The organism is Marinobacter confluentis (assembly GCF_004785685.1).
Taxonomy (GTDB): domain Bacteria; phylum Pseudomonadota; class Gammaproteobacteria; order Pseudomonadales; family Oleiphilaceae; genus Marinobacter; species Marinobacter confluentis.
Map to the genome: position 1 here is coordinate 511,405 of NZ_SRPF01000003.1, position 15,871 is coordinate 527,275.

The following is a 15,871-nucleotide window of genomic DNA, read 5'->3' on the forward strand; positions in this document are numbered from 1 at the left end:
TCCTTACAGGCGGGGTCGTTAGCTAGCGACCCCGCCTGATCTATTTCAGATATTTCGTTTTCCAGGACACTCGCTATGAATCCCATCGCCCAACCTCTCGTACAACACGGTCCGGTCGCGCCCTCGGTGTTATCAGACTCGCTTCAGGTCGAAGGTCTGTCAAAACACTTCAAAGGTACTGAAAAATCGGTGTTCCGTGATGTGAGCTTCAGCATCAATGAAGGTCAGTCAGTTGCTTTGATAGGTGCCAACGGAGCGGGCAAAAGTACCCTGCTCAGATGTTGTGTGAGGCTGATTGAGCCCGATAGCGGCAAGGTCAGTCTGTCCGGTGAGGACCTGTCCAGCAAATCCGGCAGGGCGCTGAAAAAGGCGCGCAACCGGGTCGGTTTTGTGTTCCAGAAGCACTGCCTGGTGCCGCGATTGTCGGCGTTGACCAACGTGCTTCATGGCAATCTCGCCCATTGTTCCGGGCCGCGAAACTGGGCTCAAAGCTTCGCGCGGCAGGAAGATCGCCAGCGCGCATTGGATTGCCTTGAACAGGTGGGACTGGCTGATTTCGCCTACCAGCGCTGTGACCAACTATCTGGAGGCCAATCCCAACGTGTGGCGATCGCCCGGGCGCTGATGCAGGAACCCCGGATACTGTTCGCCGACGAACCTACGGCCAGTCTTGATCCGCAATCCGGTGAGCTGGTGATGGACCTGTTTGGCCGGCTGTCGCGGTCGCGCAATCTGACGGTGTTCTTCGTTTCCCACCATGTCGAGCATGCCCTGCATTACGCGGACCGCATTCTGGGGTTGCGTTCATCCGAACTCCAGCTGGACAGTGCCAGCCACTCCGAGAGCGCGGCAAGCCTGAGAGAATTCTATGCCTGAGCCCAGCCCGATCCACCCGGCATCATCGGTATTACGTGATCGCTTCCAGCGACCATCCTGGTTAAGCAGCGGTCTTTTTGCGCTGTTCCTGGGATTTTTTCTCTGGTCACTGGCGGGCGCCGGCATGTCTTTGCAGAGCCTTATTCAGGGGCTGCCCAATATGGGCACCATTGTTGGTGAGATGTTTCCACCGGCAACGGACCGGGCCCAGCCAATTCTTGAAGCCATACTGGTTACTTTCCAGATGGCACTGGTGGGTACGGTCATTGGCGTGATTCTGAGTATCCCCATGGCGTTGTTGGCGGCGCGGAATACGTCGCCTCACCCCATCGTGCGCTATGTAACCCGTTCAATTATCAGTTTTGTGCGTACGGTGCCGGATCTCGCGTGGGCCCTGTTTTTCGTGGTTTCCGTTGGCCTTGGCCCGTTTGCGGGCACCCTGACCATCATCGTCGACACCATCGGCTTCTGCGGCCGTTTTTTTGCAGAGGCGTTTGAGGAAGTGGATCCGGGCCCGTCCGAAGCGCTGGATTCCATCGGCTCCCGACCCCTGGACCGTATCGCGGTGGTGCAAATACCCGGCGCCCTGCCAAGCATGATCAATACCGGTCTTTTCTCCCTTGAAAAAGCCGTGCGATCGTCAGTTGTACTTGGACTGGTGGGTGCCGGGGGTATTGGCGCCGAACTGGCGGTTTCCATGGAAATGTTCCGTTATGACCAGGCCGCGTTCATTATTTTCGCGATCTTTATCCTGGTCTACATCGTCGAGCACTTCTCCTCCCGACTGCGCGAACGTCTCCTGAACCAGATTCGATAGGAAGTAAATGTTATGAAGAGGTCCACACAGAAAAACCCGGATTCCGGCAACACGCTGGTCATCACCAACGTGCATCTGCTGTTGTCTGATGGCTGGCAGAACGACACCTCCCTGCAGGTGACAGACGGCGTGATTACTGCCATTGGCAAAGACGTTGTACAGGGCGATGCCAGGGTAATTGACGCCAATGGCGGATATCTCCTGCCGGGGATCATTGACCTGCACGGTGACGCGTTTGAACGCCATATCACACCCCGTGCGGGGACTTTATTCCCGCTTGAGCTGGCGCTTGCTGCTAACGATGCCAGTCTGGTAGCCAACGGGATCACCACTTTCTATTACAGCATTACCGATGGTTTTGAGCCCGGTCCCCGTAGCCGGGATACCGTGCGCAAATTGTTGCTGGCTCTGGAAGAGCTGATGCCCAGGTTCAGCTGCCAGGCAAAAGTGCATATTCGCCACGAGAAAGTAAATACCGAAGGCCATGATGAGCTGAGCGAGTGGCTTCGCGATGGCCGCATTCACATGCTGTCACTTAATGACCACCTGCCGGAGCTCGATAATGAGCGTGCGGTGAAACGATATCTTGCCGGGCTCCAGCGCCGCGTCACTATGGATGACGACACCACTCAGGAATTCCTGCGTAACCTTCAGGGTCGGAGGGAACTGGGCGAAGAACAGACCCGGGCGCTGGCCGAGCTGGCCCTGGCATCCGGCGTCAGCCTGTCTTCCCACGATGACCATGGCCTGGACGACGTTACCCGCAACGTGGAGCTTGGAACCGCCATTGCAGAGTTCCCCATGGATGCTGAGACCGCCCAGGAAAGTCGCGATTCCGGTATTTCGGTACTAATGGGTGCACCCAACCTGGTTCGCGGCGGCTCCCATGTCGGGGCGATCAGTGTGCGGGATGCCATAAATGCAGGCCTGGTGGACATTCTGTGCAGCGACTACCACTACCCGAGCCTGTATGCAGCAGCGTTTGTAACCGCCCAGCACAATCTCCTGTCGCTGGCCGACGCCTGGAAAATGGTCAGTGAAAACCCCGCCCGTGCGGCTGGCCTGGGCGACCGGAAAGGGCAGATTGCCCCGGGGTATGACGCTGACCTGCTGCTGCTCAGCGCACTGGATGGTTCGCCGCTTTCATTGCAGGCAACGTTTATCAACGGCGCTGCGGTGTATCAGCGTGATGGTCAGGGGCGAAGGCCCGCACAGGCTGCCGAAGCTGCGGGTATGGTGGCGTCATGACAGTGACCGGGCAGGCGAGTGATCAGCTGGCACCAGTACCCCGCCACCAATGGCCGCGCTGTCTGCTTGCTCTCGATTCAAGAGAAATCAGAGCGGCCGCAGAACAGTTCGAAGAGACTTTCCGGATTGAGGACGTGCAGTTGCCCCAGTCAGGGTTGGCCCTGATGAAAATTCGTGACGGAGCGCTGGGCGAACGCTATTTTCCGGGTGAAATACCATTGGCCACAGCCCGGGTCCGAATTATTTTGGAGGACGGAACACAGGCTGAGGGCGCTGCCCAGGTGATGGACGACCGGGCCAGTCTAGCCCGGGCCATTGCCGTGCTGGATGCGGTGTTGGCAAATCAATTATCGGGACACGGGCGCATATTTCCGTTGTTGCAAAAGGGTCGAAAAATCCTTGCGGACCAGGCGACAGAGCGCAAAGCGCTACTGGAAACCACACGGGTCAATTTCTCGCCACTGGGCGAGTCTGAGGAAGACGACGATGCCTGATTCATCAACCCTCGAACGGTCCCGGCCGATGCATAGTGGGTCAGATCTTCTGCGGTTCTGGCAGCCGGTCATGCAGCAGGCCCTGTTTCGTTCGCTGCTCACGGCTTTCAGTTACCCCGGTCAATCAGTCTGGTTGGCGGATGCCGATAGTGCGGTAGCCATCCTGGCCACACTGGTGGACGCAGAAACCACTCTTTCAGACCCGTACCAGCTGTTAAGTGACCTGACGCGAACCCGACTCAATGCACCTCTGACGGATCCGGAGCGGGCCGGTTATGTAATCGCCCGGGGGGATCTTGACCCCGGCTTTTCGCCCCGGCTGGGCACCCTGGAATCACCTGAGGCCGGAGCCACGGTGGTGGTGATTGTGGATTCACTTGTTGATGGCGAGGGCGAGGGCCAGTGCTGGCGACTTTCAGGGCCCGGTATCGAGCAATCGCGGAAGATCAGCGTGGGCGGCCTGGATGCCTCCTGGCTGAGCGCCCGAAATGAATGGTGCAGCGGTTTTCCGTTGGGTGTTGATCTGATACTGACCGATCAACACCGATGCCTGGCGCTGCCACGTACCACAGTGATTGATGACACGGGGGCGAACTGATGGGTTACGTTGCCATCAAAGGAGGCGGCAAGGCCATTGCCGGTGCACACACGGCCGTAGAGAGTCTTCGCACTGCCGAGGGCGATGCCGGGGCATCGTTGCCGCTGGCCTCCATTGAACACCAATTGCGCCTGCTGACATCGCGGGTGCTGTCTGAGGGTGGCCTGTATCATCCGCGGCTTGCCGCCCTGGCGATCAAGCAGATGCAGGGTGACACGCTGGAAGCGTCGTTTGCGCTCAGGGCCTATCGTTCCACCAGGCCCAGGTTGATGGAAACCCCGGTCCAGTCCACCACGGATATGCGGCTTATCCGGCGCATATCCAGTGCGTTCAAGGATATCCCGGGAGGCCAGATGCTGGGGCCGACCATGGATTATGCGTTGCGCCTACTCCGGCTGGATCTTGTCGACGAATCACCCGAATCCTTCCGCAAAGTGTCACGCCAGTTCATCAGGGACATCGCCGACAGCGATCTTCCCGACAGCTTCCCGAAAGTGGTTAATGCCCTGCGTGAAGAAGGCCTGTTGCCACCGCAGCCGGACAGACCGGATATCCCCTTTGACATCACCCGCGAGCCACTGGTCTTTCCGGTTCCCCGATCGGCTGCCCTGGCTACCCTGGCCCGGGCTGAAACCGGCTCGCTACTGGCACTGGCCTATTCCAACGTACGCGGCTACGGCAATGTTCACCCCACCATCGCCGAGCTCCGGGTAGGCTACGTGCCAGTGATGCTGCCGCATCCATTGACCGGCGAACCGACCGAGGCCGGTGAAGTCCTGATGACCGAATGCGAGGTTGTGGCTACCCAGGAATCCGATGAAACCGACGCACCCCCGGTGTTCTCGTTGGGTTACGGCGCCTGTTTCGGCCACAACGAGGTGAAGGCCATCGCTATGGCCATTCTGGACCGGGCGTTGCAGAAAGGCATGCAGCACGGGCCTGAGAGCCCGTCGGAAGACCCGGAATTTGTGCTGCTCCATGTGGATGGTGTTGACTCGATGGGCTTTGCCAACCACTACAAAATGCCTCACTACGTCACCTTTCAGTCGGAAGTCGACCGCCTGCGCACCACCCAGGAAAAGGACGCCGCGCACACACCGGCACAGGGAGTCGAGTCATGAACCACAGTTACGAACTGCCTGTTGATGAGGTGAGCTACAACTTTGCCTTCCTGGATGAATTTGCCAAGCGTGAAATACGGCGCAGCATTCTCAAGGCCATCTCGATTCCCGGGTATCAGACCCCTTATGCCTCCCGTGAGATGCCTATGGGGCGAGGGTTTGGCACCGGTGGACTGCAGCTGACGCTGTCTCTGCTTGGGGCTGGTGACACCCTTAAGGTGATTGACCAGGGCGCGGATGATTCCGTGAATGCCGTTAACCTGAGACAGTTTGTAGAGCTGACCTGCCCTGGCACCAGCACCACTGAGCGCGCGGCCGAGGCCAATATCATCCAGTCCCGCCACCGGATACCGGAAGATCGCCTGACTGCCAACCAGATATTGGTACTTCAGGTACCAACCCCGGACCCGCTGGCGATTGTCGAGCCGTCGGAGGCTCGCCGGAAAATCATGCACGGCGAGAGCGACTATGCGTCGCTTCTGACCAAGCTTTATGAAGACATTGTCCAGTTTGACGAAATCGCGATATCGAACCGTTATCCGACTCGCCTCAACGGACACTATGTGATCGATTCCAGCCCGATCCCCCGGTTTGACGTGCCCAAAATGCACCAGTCCGCCGCATTGATACTTTTGGGTGCCGGGCGCGAGCGCAAGGTATACGCGGTACCACCGTTTACCGATGCGGTTCCGCTGGCCTTTGAAGACGTTGCCTTCCGCACCGAGGCTTTTCTGGATCATCAGGGTACCCGGCGCCATTGTGACCGCTGCGACAGCAGCACCTCCTATCTGGATGAGATCATGCACCCCGACGGGTCGCACCACTGGCAGTGCTCTGATACCGGTTACTGCAATGACCGGTGCGCGCGGCGCGACAGTGCCGGATCCGGGGCGGTCCGGTCATGAAAAAAATTCTGGAAGTAAGGGGGCTCACCAAGATTCATGGCCCGGGCTGCCCGCTGTGTTCCGAAAACACCGGACCAGAGGCGGAAACCAATGTGTGTGTCAGCTGCGGCTCCGTGGTCGCTGCCCAGGATGTCAGTCTGGACCTTCACCAGGGCGAGATACTCGGCATCGTGGGTGAGTCCGGCAGCGGCAAATCCACTGTGGTGAAAACCCTGTTTTTCGACGCCGAACCCAGCGCCGGTGAAGCTCGCTTCTTCGATGGCGACCAGCAGCTGGATCTGTTTTCCCTGAATGCCGCCCGCCAGCGCTGGCTGCGTAATCACCGGTTCGGCATGGTGTACCAGAACCCCAACCTTGGCCTTAATTTCAATGTGTCCGCGGGCGGCAATATCGCCGAGCGCCTGCTGATGAGCGACGTGGCGCATTACGGCAGCATCCGCCAGCGGGCCCGGGATCTGCTGACTCGTACGGAAGTGCTGGGCGAGCGCATGGATGAATCCCCACGCCGGTTTTCCGGAGGCATGCAACAGCGTGTACAGATTGCCAAGGCCCTGGCGACCCGCCCGCCGTTGCTGTTGCTGGATGAAGTGACCACCGGGCTGGATCTCTCGGTACAGGCCCGCATTCTGGACCTGATACTTGAAATCCAGCATGAGCTGAATACCGCGATGATAGTGGTCACCCATGATCTGGGCGTTATACGACTGCTGGCAGGGCGAACGCTGGTGATGAAATACGGGCAGGTGATCGAAAGCGGCCTGACCGATCAGGTGCTGGAAGACCCCCAGCACGCCTACACCCAGCGCTTGGTCGCCTCTGCTCTTTAAGGAATCGTCTCTATGAAGCCTCTTCTTGATATTGATGGCCTCAGCAAACATTTCCAGCTGCATGAACAGCAGAAGCTGATTCCATCCTGCAGTGCCGTCAAGGTAACTGTTTATCCGGGGCAACTGACCGCACTGACCGGGCCAACAGGTTCCGGCAAGTCGTCCGTGCTCAAGTGTATTTTTCGCACCTATCTGCCAAGCTCCGGCCGCATTCTGTATTGCGACCAGGAAGGTAAGGTCACTGACCTGGCCCAGGCGTCGGAATACCGGATCCTGCAGCTGCGTCGTCGGGATATCGGGTTCGTGACGCAGTTTCTGCACTGTCTTCCCCGCAAGAGCGCGCTGGAGATCACCATCGAGCCTTTGTTAGCCCGGGGTGTCAGCCTCGCTGAGGCGCAGAGACGCGGGCGGGAACTGCTGGCGCAGCTCAGGGTGCCAGAACGCCTGTGGGCCGTTCCGCCGGCGACGTTTTCCGGTGGCGAGAAGCAGCGCATCAATCTGGCCAGGGGGCTGATCGCCCGGCCGAGGTTACTGCTGCTGGATGAACCTACGTCCAGTCTCGACCCCGGCACCACCGAGAACGTGGCCGAGCTGATCGATACCATCAAACAGGAAGGCGTCGGCATACTGGCCATATTCCATCATCCGGAGCTGGTCCGGCGTCTGGCGGATCAGACCGTCAGGCTACAGGCGTCGTCGCCGGGCATGCCGGAACCATGCTGACCGGGCTTCAGCGGGCAGCGTTTCCACTGGCCATTGCGCAAACGCTGACCTGGGCTTCGCTCTACTACAGTTTCCCGGCGCTGCTGCCGACCTGGCAGGGGGCGCTGGGCTGGTCGAAATCAGAGTTGTCCGGAGCGTTTACGCTGGCACTAGTGCTCTCGTCTGTCGCGGCGCCGCTGGCGGGCACACTGATTGATCGTGGCTATGGCCGGGTTGTTCTGGCGGGGGGCATGATCCTGGGGGCATTGCTGCTTATGGCATTGCCTGCGATCAGGGAGGTTTGGCAATTCTATCTGCTGTGGGCGGGTATCGGTCTGGCCATGTCCGCATGCCTGTATGAAGCCTGTTTCACGGTGATAACCCGGATCATTGGCGGCCAGGCGCGGGAGGCTATTACGGTAGTCACCCTGCTCGGCGGTTTTGCCGGCACCCTGGCCTTTCCGGCAGCACATCTGATGGCAGAGGCCTATGACTGGCAGACCGCCGTGCGACTATTTGCAGGGGTGGTGCTGTTTATCAGTGTGCCGTTCGTGATTTATGGGGTGACCTGCCTGGGTCCCTTCGCAGAGACGTCGGCAGCCAGCAAGTCCGGCACATCTGGCAGAATCATGGCCCAGCCAACCTTCTGGATGCTTGGCATGGCCTTCTGCGCCATCGGGTTGGCCCATGGCGCGATCCTGACGCACCTGTTATTCATCCTTCAGGAAAACGGCTTACCGGCATGGCTTGCGGTGCTAGTGGTGTCGATGATTGGCCCGATGCAGGTCGTCGGTCGGGTATTCATGATGTTAACAGCGGGCCGGGTCAGTACCTTTGGTGTGGCGGTTGCCTGCTACAGCCTGATGATTGTCGCCACGGCTGCTCTCTTGGCAACCCGATTGAACATCTGGATGGCCTTTGTTTTTGTGGCGCTACACGGCGCCGGATACGGTGTCGCCAGTATTGTCCGGCCGGTCATGACGGCGGAGTTGCTGGGTCGGCAGAGCTTCGGCACGGTTTTTGGAATGTTGGCCATTCCTTTCATGATGGGGTTTGCCATAGGCCCCACCGCAGCGGCACTGACCTCGGAGCTTGCCGGATATGAAACGGTGATTGTTGGCGCTGGCGTCATTCTCGCCTGCGGCCTGGTCGCCGTGTTTGCGGCCCGACGTATGGCGCCCGTAAGCATCAAGAACCACGCCATACAGGGAGCAGGGTAACCGTGGGAAGGTTGATCTACGTCATGGGGGCCTCCGGAAGTGGCAAGGACACCCTGATCAAGGCTGCGGCGGCTGCTCTTGTCGATAGGCCTGATATCCGGTTCGCACGGCGCTGTATAACCCGTCCGGCGGACCCTGATGGAGAGAATCATCGACCCATAACACCGCATGTCTTTAACGCTCTCGTACAACAGGGTCGTTTCGCCATGCACTGGTCAGGCAACGGGCATCACTATGGCATTGGCGTGGAGATCAACGACTGGTTAGGCACAGGACAAACGGTGGTGGTGAACGGTTCCAGAAAATGGTTTGCCGAAGCCCGTTTCCAGTATCCGGACCTGGTTCCGGTGATGATCGAGGTTTCTCCTCCGATACTGCGCGAACGCTTGCAGCGACGTGGGCGGGAATCGGCTGAAGAAATTGCGGCCCGGTTGCATCGCCACCAACAAATGCAACCACAAAACGAAGGCTGCATTGTGATTAATAATGATGGCCCTCTGGCCCAGGCATCACATGCATTGACCGATGCAATCTGTCACCCGGTCAGGTGCGAGGCACTATGCAGATAACCTTCACAGGAACGGGCGGCGCAGGTGGGGTCCCACGTTACGGTTGCGAGTGTGTGGCCTGCATTCGCGCCAGGCTGCAAACGCAATATCAGCGTCGGCCCTGTTCTGCATTGATCGAAACGGATCAGGTGCGGTTATTGCTGGATGCGGGCCTGATGGATATTCACGAACGGTTTCCCGCGGGTAGCCTGGATGCCATCATTCTGACCCATTTCCATGCAGACCATGTTCAGGGGCTTTTTCATTTGCGATGGGGCAAAGGTGCGCAGCTCCCCGTGCTCTGTCCGCCAGATCCCGACGGGTGTGCCGATCTGTATAAAAACTCCGGAATACTCGATTTTTGTCAGCTCGAGCCGTTCAAGCCTTTTGAAGTCGGTGATCTGACTCTGACGCCCCTGCCGTTGAACCACTCGAAAGTCACCCACGGCTACGCTATCGAAACCTCAACAGGGCAGCGGTTTGCCTATTTGACCGATACAGTCGGGCTGCCGGAAGCGACCACTCGGTTTCTTCAGTCCTGGGGGGCATTCAGCATGGCGCTTGATTGCAGTCACAGACCACAGGCCAGGCCTCCTGCAAATCACAATGACTTTAACCTGGCGCTGGAGATCATTAACCAGGTCTCCCCCAGTCAGGCCTGGTTTACCCACCTCAGCCATGAGGTGGATTGCTGGAGGCTGGAAGAAGGCTTTCGACTGCACGATAACCTTGCCTGGGCGTCAGACGACTTGATCATAAAAATCTGACGCTGATATTCGGGGGCTTACGTACAGTCACTCAAGCCTTGATAGTGAGGATTCGTTTTCTCTCTCTGGTCTGCCCATAATTTCCGGTCAGAAAAGCGTAGAGGAGTTTTACAAGTCCTCCGACACTCACTCCCGAGGCAGTCCCTATGTCCCAAAGCCCAGATCGCCAGCTCCGTGCCACCAGTGCTCTCAAAACACAGTTTATTGCCGACGCCCTGGCCATGCCGGTGCACTGGTACTACAACCCCATGGATATCGAGCGGGCGTTTCCCGGTGGGCTGCAGGGTTTTGAGGCGGCGCCGGAATTCCATCCCTCGTCGATCATGTCGCTGCACTCTACCAGCAGCGGTGGCCGTCGTAGCGCCAGCGCGCCGGCGCCAGAAGTCGTGGGCAATGTGATTCTCAAGGGCCGGGCCGGATACTGGAACCGGCCCAACGTGCATTACCACCAGGGCATGAAGGCCGGGGAGAATACCCTGAACGCCCAGTGTGCCCGGGTGCTGATGCGCACTCTGGCTGACAATCACGGCCACTATGATCCAAAGGCTTTCCTGGAGGCCTATATCGGTTTCATGACCGCCGATCCGCCCGCCCATGCCGACACCTATGCCGAGTCCTATCACCGGGGATTTTTTGCCAATTACCAACGAGGTTTGCCTCCAGAGCAATGCGCGATGGTTACCCACGATACGCCTTCGGTCGGCGGTCTGGTCACCGTGGCACCCTTGGCCCTGTCCCAGCGTTTGAAAGGAGAGACCGTGGCAGACATTCAAGCGGTGTGTCGCAATCACGTGGCCCTGACCCATCCGGATGAAACCCTGCTGAAGGTCTGCGACCGATATGTGGCGCTGCTGTGTGCCCTGATGGAAGGCCCTGACGACGATGAGGTCAGGTCGCTGCTGGCGGAAGCGGGCAGGGGCGTGCCCGGGCAGGACGTGGAAGCCTTGGTGAAAAGAAACCTGCCGGACCTGCAGGTGGTAGGGCGGGTCTATTCACCGGCCTGTTACATCTCGGATTCCTGGCCGGCCGTTCTTTATCTGGCTTACAAGTATCGGCAGGATCCCTGGATGGCGCTGCGGGTAAACACCGCTCTTGGCGGCGACAATGTCCATCGCGGTGCCGTCCTGGGGGCGATTCTGGGGTTGCTGGATGGCGGTGTGGCCACCCGCTGGTTCAACCAGCTGGTGGCCCACCGAGAGCTTGATCGGGAGATGACCGCGCTGGTCAGCGCGGCAGCCGCTCCCAGATAGTCACCTCGGACAGGGTATGCTGGAATTTGTGCTCGGTTTCGCGGATCACGAACGGCACTTTGGTGGGTTCGCCGACCAGCCGGAAGTGCTTTCCAAGATACTCTTTAAGGCCATCCAGGGTGGTGTGGTTCTCGCCATCCTTCTTGAAACCGCCGATCCATTCTTCCCTGGGGGTGTGTTCCTCAAGCCAGGTGTAGGGTGAAGCAATTACCAGTACCCCGCCATCATTGATGCGTTCGTGGATGATTTCCAGGAACAGTCTCGGTTTGTAGAGCCGATCGATCAGGTTGGCGGCCAGTACCAGGTCATAGCCGTCATACTGGGGTTTGAGATTACAGGCGTCACCCTGATGGAAGGAGACCCGGTCTGTCACCGTTTCCAGGGCCAGTTCCTTCAGGGACCGGTTGTGGTAGCTGACCAGTTCGGCCTCTTCGACCCGTTCATAGCGGACGGCGCCCTGTTCGGCCATTTCCACGCCCAGACGGATGAAGTTGGCGGAAAAGTCGACCCCTTCAACCCTGTCAAAGACACGCGCCAGTTCAAAACTCGAACGCCCACAGGCGCACCCGAGATCCAGGGCCTTGCCGGTGTTTCTACCTTCCATCGCTTTCAGTGAGATATCGGCGACGGCTTTCGGAAAGTTGTCCACGCCAAACCAGTTGTCGCCAAAGTGGAACTCGGCGTATTCGGCGAGCAATCGGTCGCTTTCGTAGTAGGCGTTGGGCTGGGCCGCTTCTGCGTCGGAGGCGATGTATCGGAAACCGGCGTGCTGGAAAAAGTGCCTGCGGAAGGCATAGCGCGCGGCCAGACGGGCCTCGTCACCGCAGGAAATCCAGGACCCGCCCTTGATCAGGTTATGCTGTCCGTCAAAGGTGGGTGTGGTGAAATCGTCATACAGTGGGTGAACCTTGAAATCGTCGAAGGGATAAGTGGGCGTTTCCATCCACTGCCAGACGTTACCCACTACATCAAACCACTGGCCGTGACGGAACCGGGTTACCGCGCAGGATGAAGCCCCGTGATCCAGGTGCAGGTTGGCGTTGGCGGGGTTTTCATCCACTTCCTTCACGCCGGCTTCATCACACAGCCGGTACCACTCATCTTCCGTGGGCAGGCGAATGGGCTGGCCGGTTTCTTCCCGTTTCCATTCACAGAACGCCTTGGCTTCGTGGTAATTGACTTCCACCGGCCAGTCCCAGGGCATTTCCACTTCTTCGGTCATTAACCGCAGGTGCCAGCTATTCTGCCAGCGCCAGAAGGTGGGATGCCGTGCCCCGGCGAATTCCCGCCATGACGCGCCTTCCTCACTCCAGTAGCGGTCGGTCTGATAGCCCCCGGCCTCAACAAAGGCCAGAAATTCCTGGTTGCTGACCAGAAACTGGCTGGCTTTGAATTCAGCGACGTCAGCCTGGTGGCTGCCGTACTCGTTGTCCCAGCCATAGTAGGCGTCGTCGTAATCCTTGCCGATACGAACCGTGCCGGCGGGAACGGTGATCAGCTCGTTTTCCGGGGCTTCACCGGTCTCCCGGATCGGCGCCCAGGCCGGCTGCGGTTTGACCCGGGCAAGCTCGTGTTGGCGAATGAGAACTGAGGAAGTTTCCAGATGAATGCGTTCATGCTCGATGCCCATCACGATAGGCCACCAGGAACTTTCCCAGTTGATGGGCAGGTTCAGCGGCAGTGATTCGATGAGTTCGAGAACTGCAGTTCGAACTTTGCGGCGATAGTCCATCACGGCGGAAACACTGGGCCACTCGTAGTGATCGTCATTAAGATCATCCCAGCTCATTTCATCCACACCCACGGCAAAGACCGATTCCATATGAGGATCGATTCGCTCTGGCAAAAGCTTCGCCAGTACCAGTTTGTTGACAAAAAATGTCGCCGTATGGCCCAGATAGAAAATCAGCGGATGCCTCAGGGGAATGGATTTCCTGAAATAACCCTCATCATCGGCCAGACAGTCAAACAGGCTGGTGTAAGTATCAAAGGTGTTGACGAAATACGAGGCGATCTCTTCGCGCTTTGAGTCAGTATCACCCCCGTCAAGCCTCGGCGTCCTGAGGAGCGCGGGTCGGGCGTGAGCGGACTCGGAGTTGATAGCGGAAACGGTGGCTTCAGGGCTCGATGATGTCATGACCAGGAACATTCCTTATTTATCGGTTGCCAGACAATACGATTGGCCTGACCTTAATGGTTCACAAACTCTTGGCGCGGTTGACGGCCCCCGGGGCGCCCAACGCCAGGGCAGCAGCGCCCAATGAGCAGGTAAGCATGCCTGCAGCGATTGTCATCAGGCTAAGATCACCGAATGAGGACGACAGGGTGCTGACGGCGCCAGCGATGGTGAACTGTGACGCCCCCAGCAGGGCCGAAGCGGTGCCACTGAGCCTGGGAAAGAACTCCATGGCGTTGGCCATGTTGTTGGGAACGATGCCACCCTGGCTGCCCACGGCCAGAATGATGCAGGTGGCAACCATCCAGAGAGCCCCGCCAAACCAGACGGCGGTCACCAACGCCACCAGTGCGATGCACTGTAAAATAACGTAGGCGCGCACAAGAACGGCAGACTGAAATCGTTTCAGCAAGGGACGATTACCGAGGTTGAGTACCGCCATCAGGCCGATGTTCGCGGCAAACAGAATAGAGAAATGGCTGTTGGATAGGCCGTACCATTCCTGATAAATGAACGACGAGTGGGTGATGAACAGCAGCATCATGCTGAAACACAGCACCTGGATACCGATAAAGCGCATGGTGGTTCCGTGCTTCAGTACGAGCAGGTAATTGGTCACCAGTGTTCGGACGGGCGTTTTTGCAAGTGACTGTGGCGCCAGTTTCGGGAACAGTGCCAGGTTGAGTGCCACCATCAGGCAACCGGCGTAGGCCGCCAGAACCAGGAATATCCAGTGCCAATCGCCAAGCGCAAGCATCAGCGTTCCCAGTGAAGGTGCAGCCGCCGGTGCGATGAACATGATCAGGCCAATCAGGCTGAAAAGCCTCGCGGCGTCCTGGCCGCTGACCTGATCCCGAACAATTGCCGGTACGGATACCGCGCAGAAGGCGCCACCAACCGCCTGGGACATCCGCCACAACACCATTTCTGAGAGTGTGTCCGCCAGTGATACCATGACGCCTCCGGCGGCAAACATTAAAAGCCCACCGAAAAGGATGGGTCGGCGACCATAGCGGTCAGACAGCGGCCCACCGATGAGTTGGCCCAGGCCAAGGGTCATTATGTAGGCGCTCAGGGTCAAACCGACCTGGCTATGGGAAATATCCAGATCGTTGGCAATACTGGGAAACGCTGGGAGATAGGCATCAATCGCCAGTGGCGCCAGGGCTACGGTCATACCCAGCAACAGCGCTAGTCGCAGATGAGACAAAAGTTTTTCCTTGGAAGATAGAATGCTAACGATACGTCCTTTCTTTCCAACGGACCACGTTTTGACCGGAAACGGACACCGACATTCACTGAGAGAATCACACCATGACCAACGAAGCCCTCGCCGAAGTCCTCGGCCTTGACGGTGAAGAACGCTACGACTTTTTCCTCAGCCAGGTAGCTGAGGAGCGGGAAGTCTGGATTCTGGTCAATGCCGACAACCGCTTCCTGAAAATTGCGTCAGAAGATGATGGCGTGGAGTATCTGCCGGTATGGCCCGCGTCTGACTATGCAGTGAACTACGCCAACGGCACCGATGGCCTGGTGCCGTTGAGCCTTTCGCTGCCGGATTTCTTCCGCAAATGGGTGCCGGGGCTGACCAAAGACGGCCTGGAAGTGGGGGTCTTCCCAGGTCTGGACAAAACCCTGTGGATCACCGAGCCGGAAGAGTTCAAGCGTGATCTGCAGGATGCCATGTCGGCCTTTTAGGCGCGTTGGTCGGCAGGCACTTCTTCGTACCAGTCGTCCATGGTGTCGTACATCTCGCCTTTGAGAATGTAGTAGGGGGATTTCTGGTAGATCTTGATGTCGTGGAAGGGGTCGGTGAGGATCTTGGTCATCCATACCAGCCCCGATTGCACGCCCATCAGCTTGAACAGGTGGACGGTTCTGAAGATCACGGCGCCAAAGCCAATAAACAGCCAGACCAGTGCCGTATTGCTGATGAACCCGGCCAGGCTTTGTGCCGGTGTCAGCAGGCCGAACAAGGTGGGCTCCAGATAGATCGCCACCGGGCTCAGGGCCCAGATCGACAGCAGCACCACTTTGCGGTTCAGGTTGTAGCCCACCTTCACGCTTTCCTTGTAGTCGTGGCTGGCCTTGTTCACCTCGTCGTAGGTTTTGGGCTCGAAGAAGAAATGCCCGGTCTGGCGCAGGGTCATGGCTAACAGCCAGGCGACCAGGGCCGCCGCTGCGGGGTGGAAAAACACCAGACCATAGCTGATCACGAAGCAGCTTGCGCTGAGCAGGTGCAGGAACTGGTTGATCCGGTTGTGGTGATAGTACCGGTGATCGTCCCATCGTTGTTTTTGTAATTCCTCAAGAAATGTCATC

17 protein-coding genes are annotated in these 15,871 nt (G+C 58.4%); 14 read left to right on the forward strand and 3 right to left on the reverse strand.

Translation table 11 applies throughout. The features are described 5' to 3' along the window. The first annotated feature begins 75 nt into the window (after nucleotides 1-75). The 13 genes from E5Q11_RS12835 (at nucleotide 76) to E5Q11_RS12895 (ending at nucleotide 11,373) form a co-directional block, all read left to right on the forward strand. A complete protein-coding gene (locus E5Q11_RS12835) occupies nucleotides 76-876 on the forward strand; it encodes a phosphonate ABC transporter ATP-binding protein (RefSeq protein WP_191964478.1) in 801 nt (266 codons plus the stop codon). Continuing rightward, a complete protein-coding gene (gene phnE / locus E5Q11_RS12840) occupies nucleotides 869-1,693 on the forward strand; it encodes a phosphonate ABC transporter, permease protein PhnE (protein ID WP_135803807.1) in 825 nt (274 codons plus the stop codon). Before E5Q11_RS12835 ends, phnE begins: the two co-directional genes overlap by 8 nt. Before the next feature lie 12 nt (nucleotides 1,694-1,705). Next, a complete protein-coding gene (locus E5Q11_RS12845; RefSeq protein WP_135803808.1) occupies nucleotides 1,706-2,941 on the forward strand; it encodes an alpha-D-ribose 1-methylphosphonate 5-triphosphate diphosphatase in 1,236 nt (411 codons plus the stop codon). After that, complete coding sequence (phnG, locus tag E5Q11_RS12850; protein WP_135803809.1) at nucleotides 2,938-3,435, forward strand: phosphonate C-P lyase system protein PhnG; 498 nt, start codon at nucleotides 2,938-2,940, stop codon at nucleotides 3,433-3,435. Before E5Q11_RS12845 ends, phnG begins: the two co-directional genes overlap by 4 nt. Further along, nucleotides 3,428-4,033 (forward strand): phosphonate C-P lyase system protein PhnH, encoded by a 606-nt coding sequence (phnH, locus tag E5Q11_RS12855; RefSeq protein WP_135803810.1) that lies wholly within the window; start codon nucleotides 3,428-3,430, stop codon nucleotides 4,031-4,033. Before phnG ends, phnH begins: the two co-directional genes overlap by 8 nt. After that, nucleotides 4,033-5,154: a carbon-phosphorus lyase complex subunit PhnI gene (locus tag E5Q11_RS12860; RefSeq protein WP_135803811.1), complete on the forward strand. Its 1,122-nt coding sequence runs from the start codon at nucleotides 4,033-4,035 to the stop codon at nucleotides 5,152-5,154. The genes phnH and E5Q11_RS12860 overlap by 1 nt, the downstream gene beginning before the upstream one ends. After that, nucleotides 5,151-6,059 (forward strand): alpha-D-ribose 1-methylphosphonate 5-phosphate C-P-lyase PhnJ, encoded by a 909-nt coding sequence (locus E5Q11_RS12865; protein ID WP_135803812.1) that lies wholly within the window; start codon nucleotides 5,151-5,153, stop codon nucleotides 6,057-6,059. The genes E5Q11_RS12860 and E5Q11_RS12865 overlap by 4 nt, the downstream gene beginning before the upstream one ends. Beyond that, complete coding sequence (locus E5Q11_RS12870) at nucleotides 6,056-6,886, forward strand: ATP-binding cassette domain-containing protein (RefSeq protein ID WP_135803813.1); 831 nt, start codon at nucleotides 6,056-6,058, stop codon at nucleotides 6,884-6,886. Before E5Q11_RS12865 ends, E5Q11_RS12870 begins: the two co-directional genes overlap by 4 nt. A 12-nt stretch (nucleotides 6,887-6,898) precedes the next feature. After that, the gene (gene phnL, locus E5Q11_RS12875; protein WP_135803814.1) at nucleotides 6,899-7,609 is read left to right on the forward strand and encodes a phosphonate C-P lyase system protein PhnL; all 711 of its coding nucleotides are present in this window, start codon (nucleotides 6,899-6,901) and stop codon (nucleotides 7,607-7,609) included. Further along, nucleotides 7,603-8,808 (forward strand): MFS transporter, encoded by a 1,206-nt coding sequence (locus E5Q11_RS12880; RefSeq protein WP_135803815.1) that lies wholly within the window; start codon nucleotides 7,603-7,605, stop codon nucleotides 8,806-8,808. Before phnL ends, E5Q11_RS12880 begins: the two co-directional genes overlap by 7 nt. A gap of 2 nt (nucleotides 8,809-8,810) precedes the next feature. Then, nucleotides 8,811-9,377, forward strand: coding sequence for a phosphonate metabolism protein/1,5-bisphosphokinase (PRPP-forming) PhnN (gene phnN / locus E5Q11_RS12885; protein WP_225315036.1), 567 nt, complete (start codon nucleotides 8,811-8,813; stop codon nucleotides 9,375-9,377). Further along, a complete protein-coding gene (gene phnP / locus E5Q11_RS12890; protein WP_135803816.1) occupies nucleotides 9,368-10,123 on the forward strand; it encodes a phosphonate metabolism protein PhnP in 756 nt (251 codons plus the stop codon). The genes phnN and phnP overlap by 10 nt, the downstream gene beginning before the upstream one ends. A gap of 146 nt (nucleotides 10,124-10,269) precedes the next feature. Beyond that, a complete protein-coding gene (locus E5Q11_RS12895; RefSeq protein ID WP_135803817.1) occupies nucleotides 10,270-11,373 on the forward strand; it encodes an ADP-ribosylglycohydrolase family protein in 1,104 nt (367 codons plus the stop codon). On the opposite strand, the gene ovoA is transcribed toward E5Q11_RS12895, so the two are convergent. Both ovoA and E5Q11_RS12905 read right to left on the reverse strand, forming a co-directional pair. Next, complete coding sequence (gene ovoA / locus E5Q11_RS12900) at nucleotides 11,348-13,510, reverse strand: 5-histidylcysteine sulfoxide synthase (RefSeq protein WP_135803818.1); 2,163 nt, start codon at nucleotides 13,508-13,510, stop codon at nucleotides 11,348-11,350. The genes E5Q11_RS12895 and ovoA overlap by 26 nt on opposite strands. Nucleotides 13,511-13,571: 61 nt before the next feature. Next, nucleotides 13,572-14,759, reverse strand: a complete 1,188-nt coding sequence (locus E5Q11_RS12905; protein ID WP_135803819.1) for a multidrug effflux MFS transporter — start codon at nucleotides 14,757-14,759, stop codon at nucleotides 13,572-13,574. Between the two features lie 104 nt (nucleotides 14,760-14,863). Between E5Q11_RS12905 and E5Q11_RS12910 the strand changes: the two genes are divergently transcribed. After that, complete coding sequence (locus E5Q11_RS12910; protein ID WP_135803820.1) at nucleotides 14,864-15,247, forward strand: DUF2750 domain-containing protein; 384 nt, start codon at nucleotides 14,864-14,866, stop codon at nucleotides 15,245-15,247. Here E5Q11_RS12910 and E5Q11_RS12915 read toward each other — a convergent pair. Then, on the reverse strand, nucleotides 15,244-15,870 hold the full coding sequence (locus E5Q11_RS12915) for a hypothetical protein (protein ID WP_135803821.1): 627 nt from the start codon (nucleotides 15,868-15,870) through the stop codon (nucleotides 15,244-15,246). The genes E5Q11_RS12910 and E5Q11_RS12915 overlap by 4 nt on opposite strands. Nucleotide 15,871: the final 1 nt, after the last annotated feature.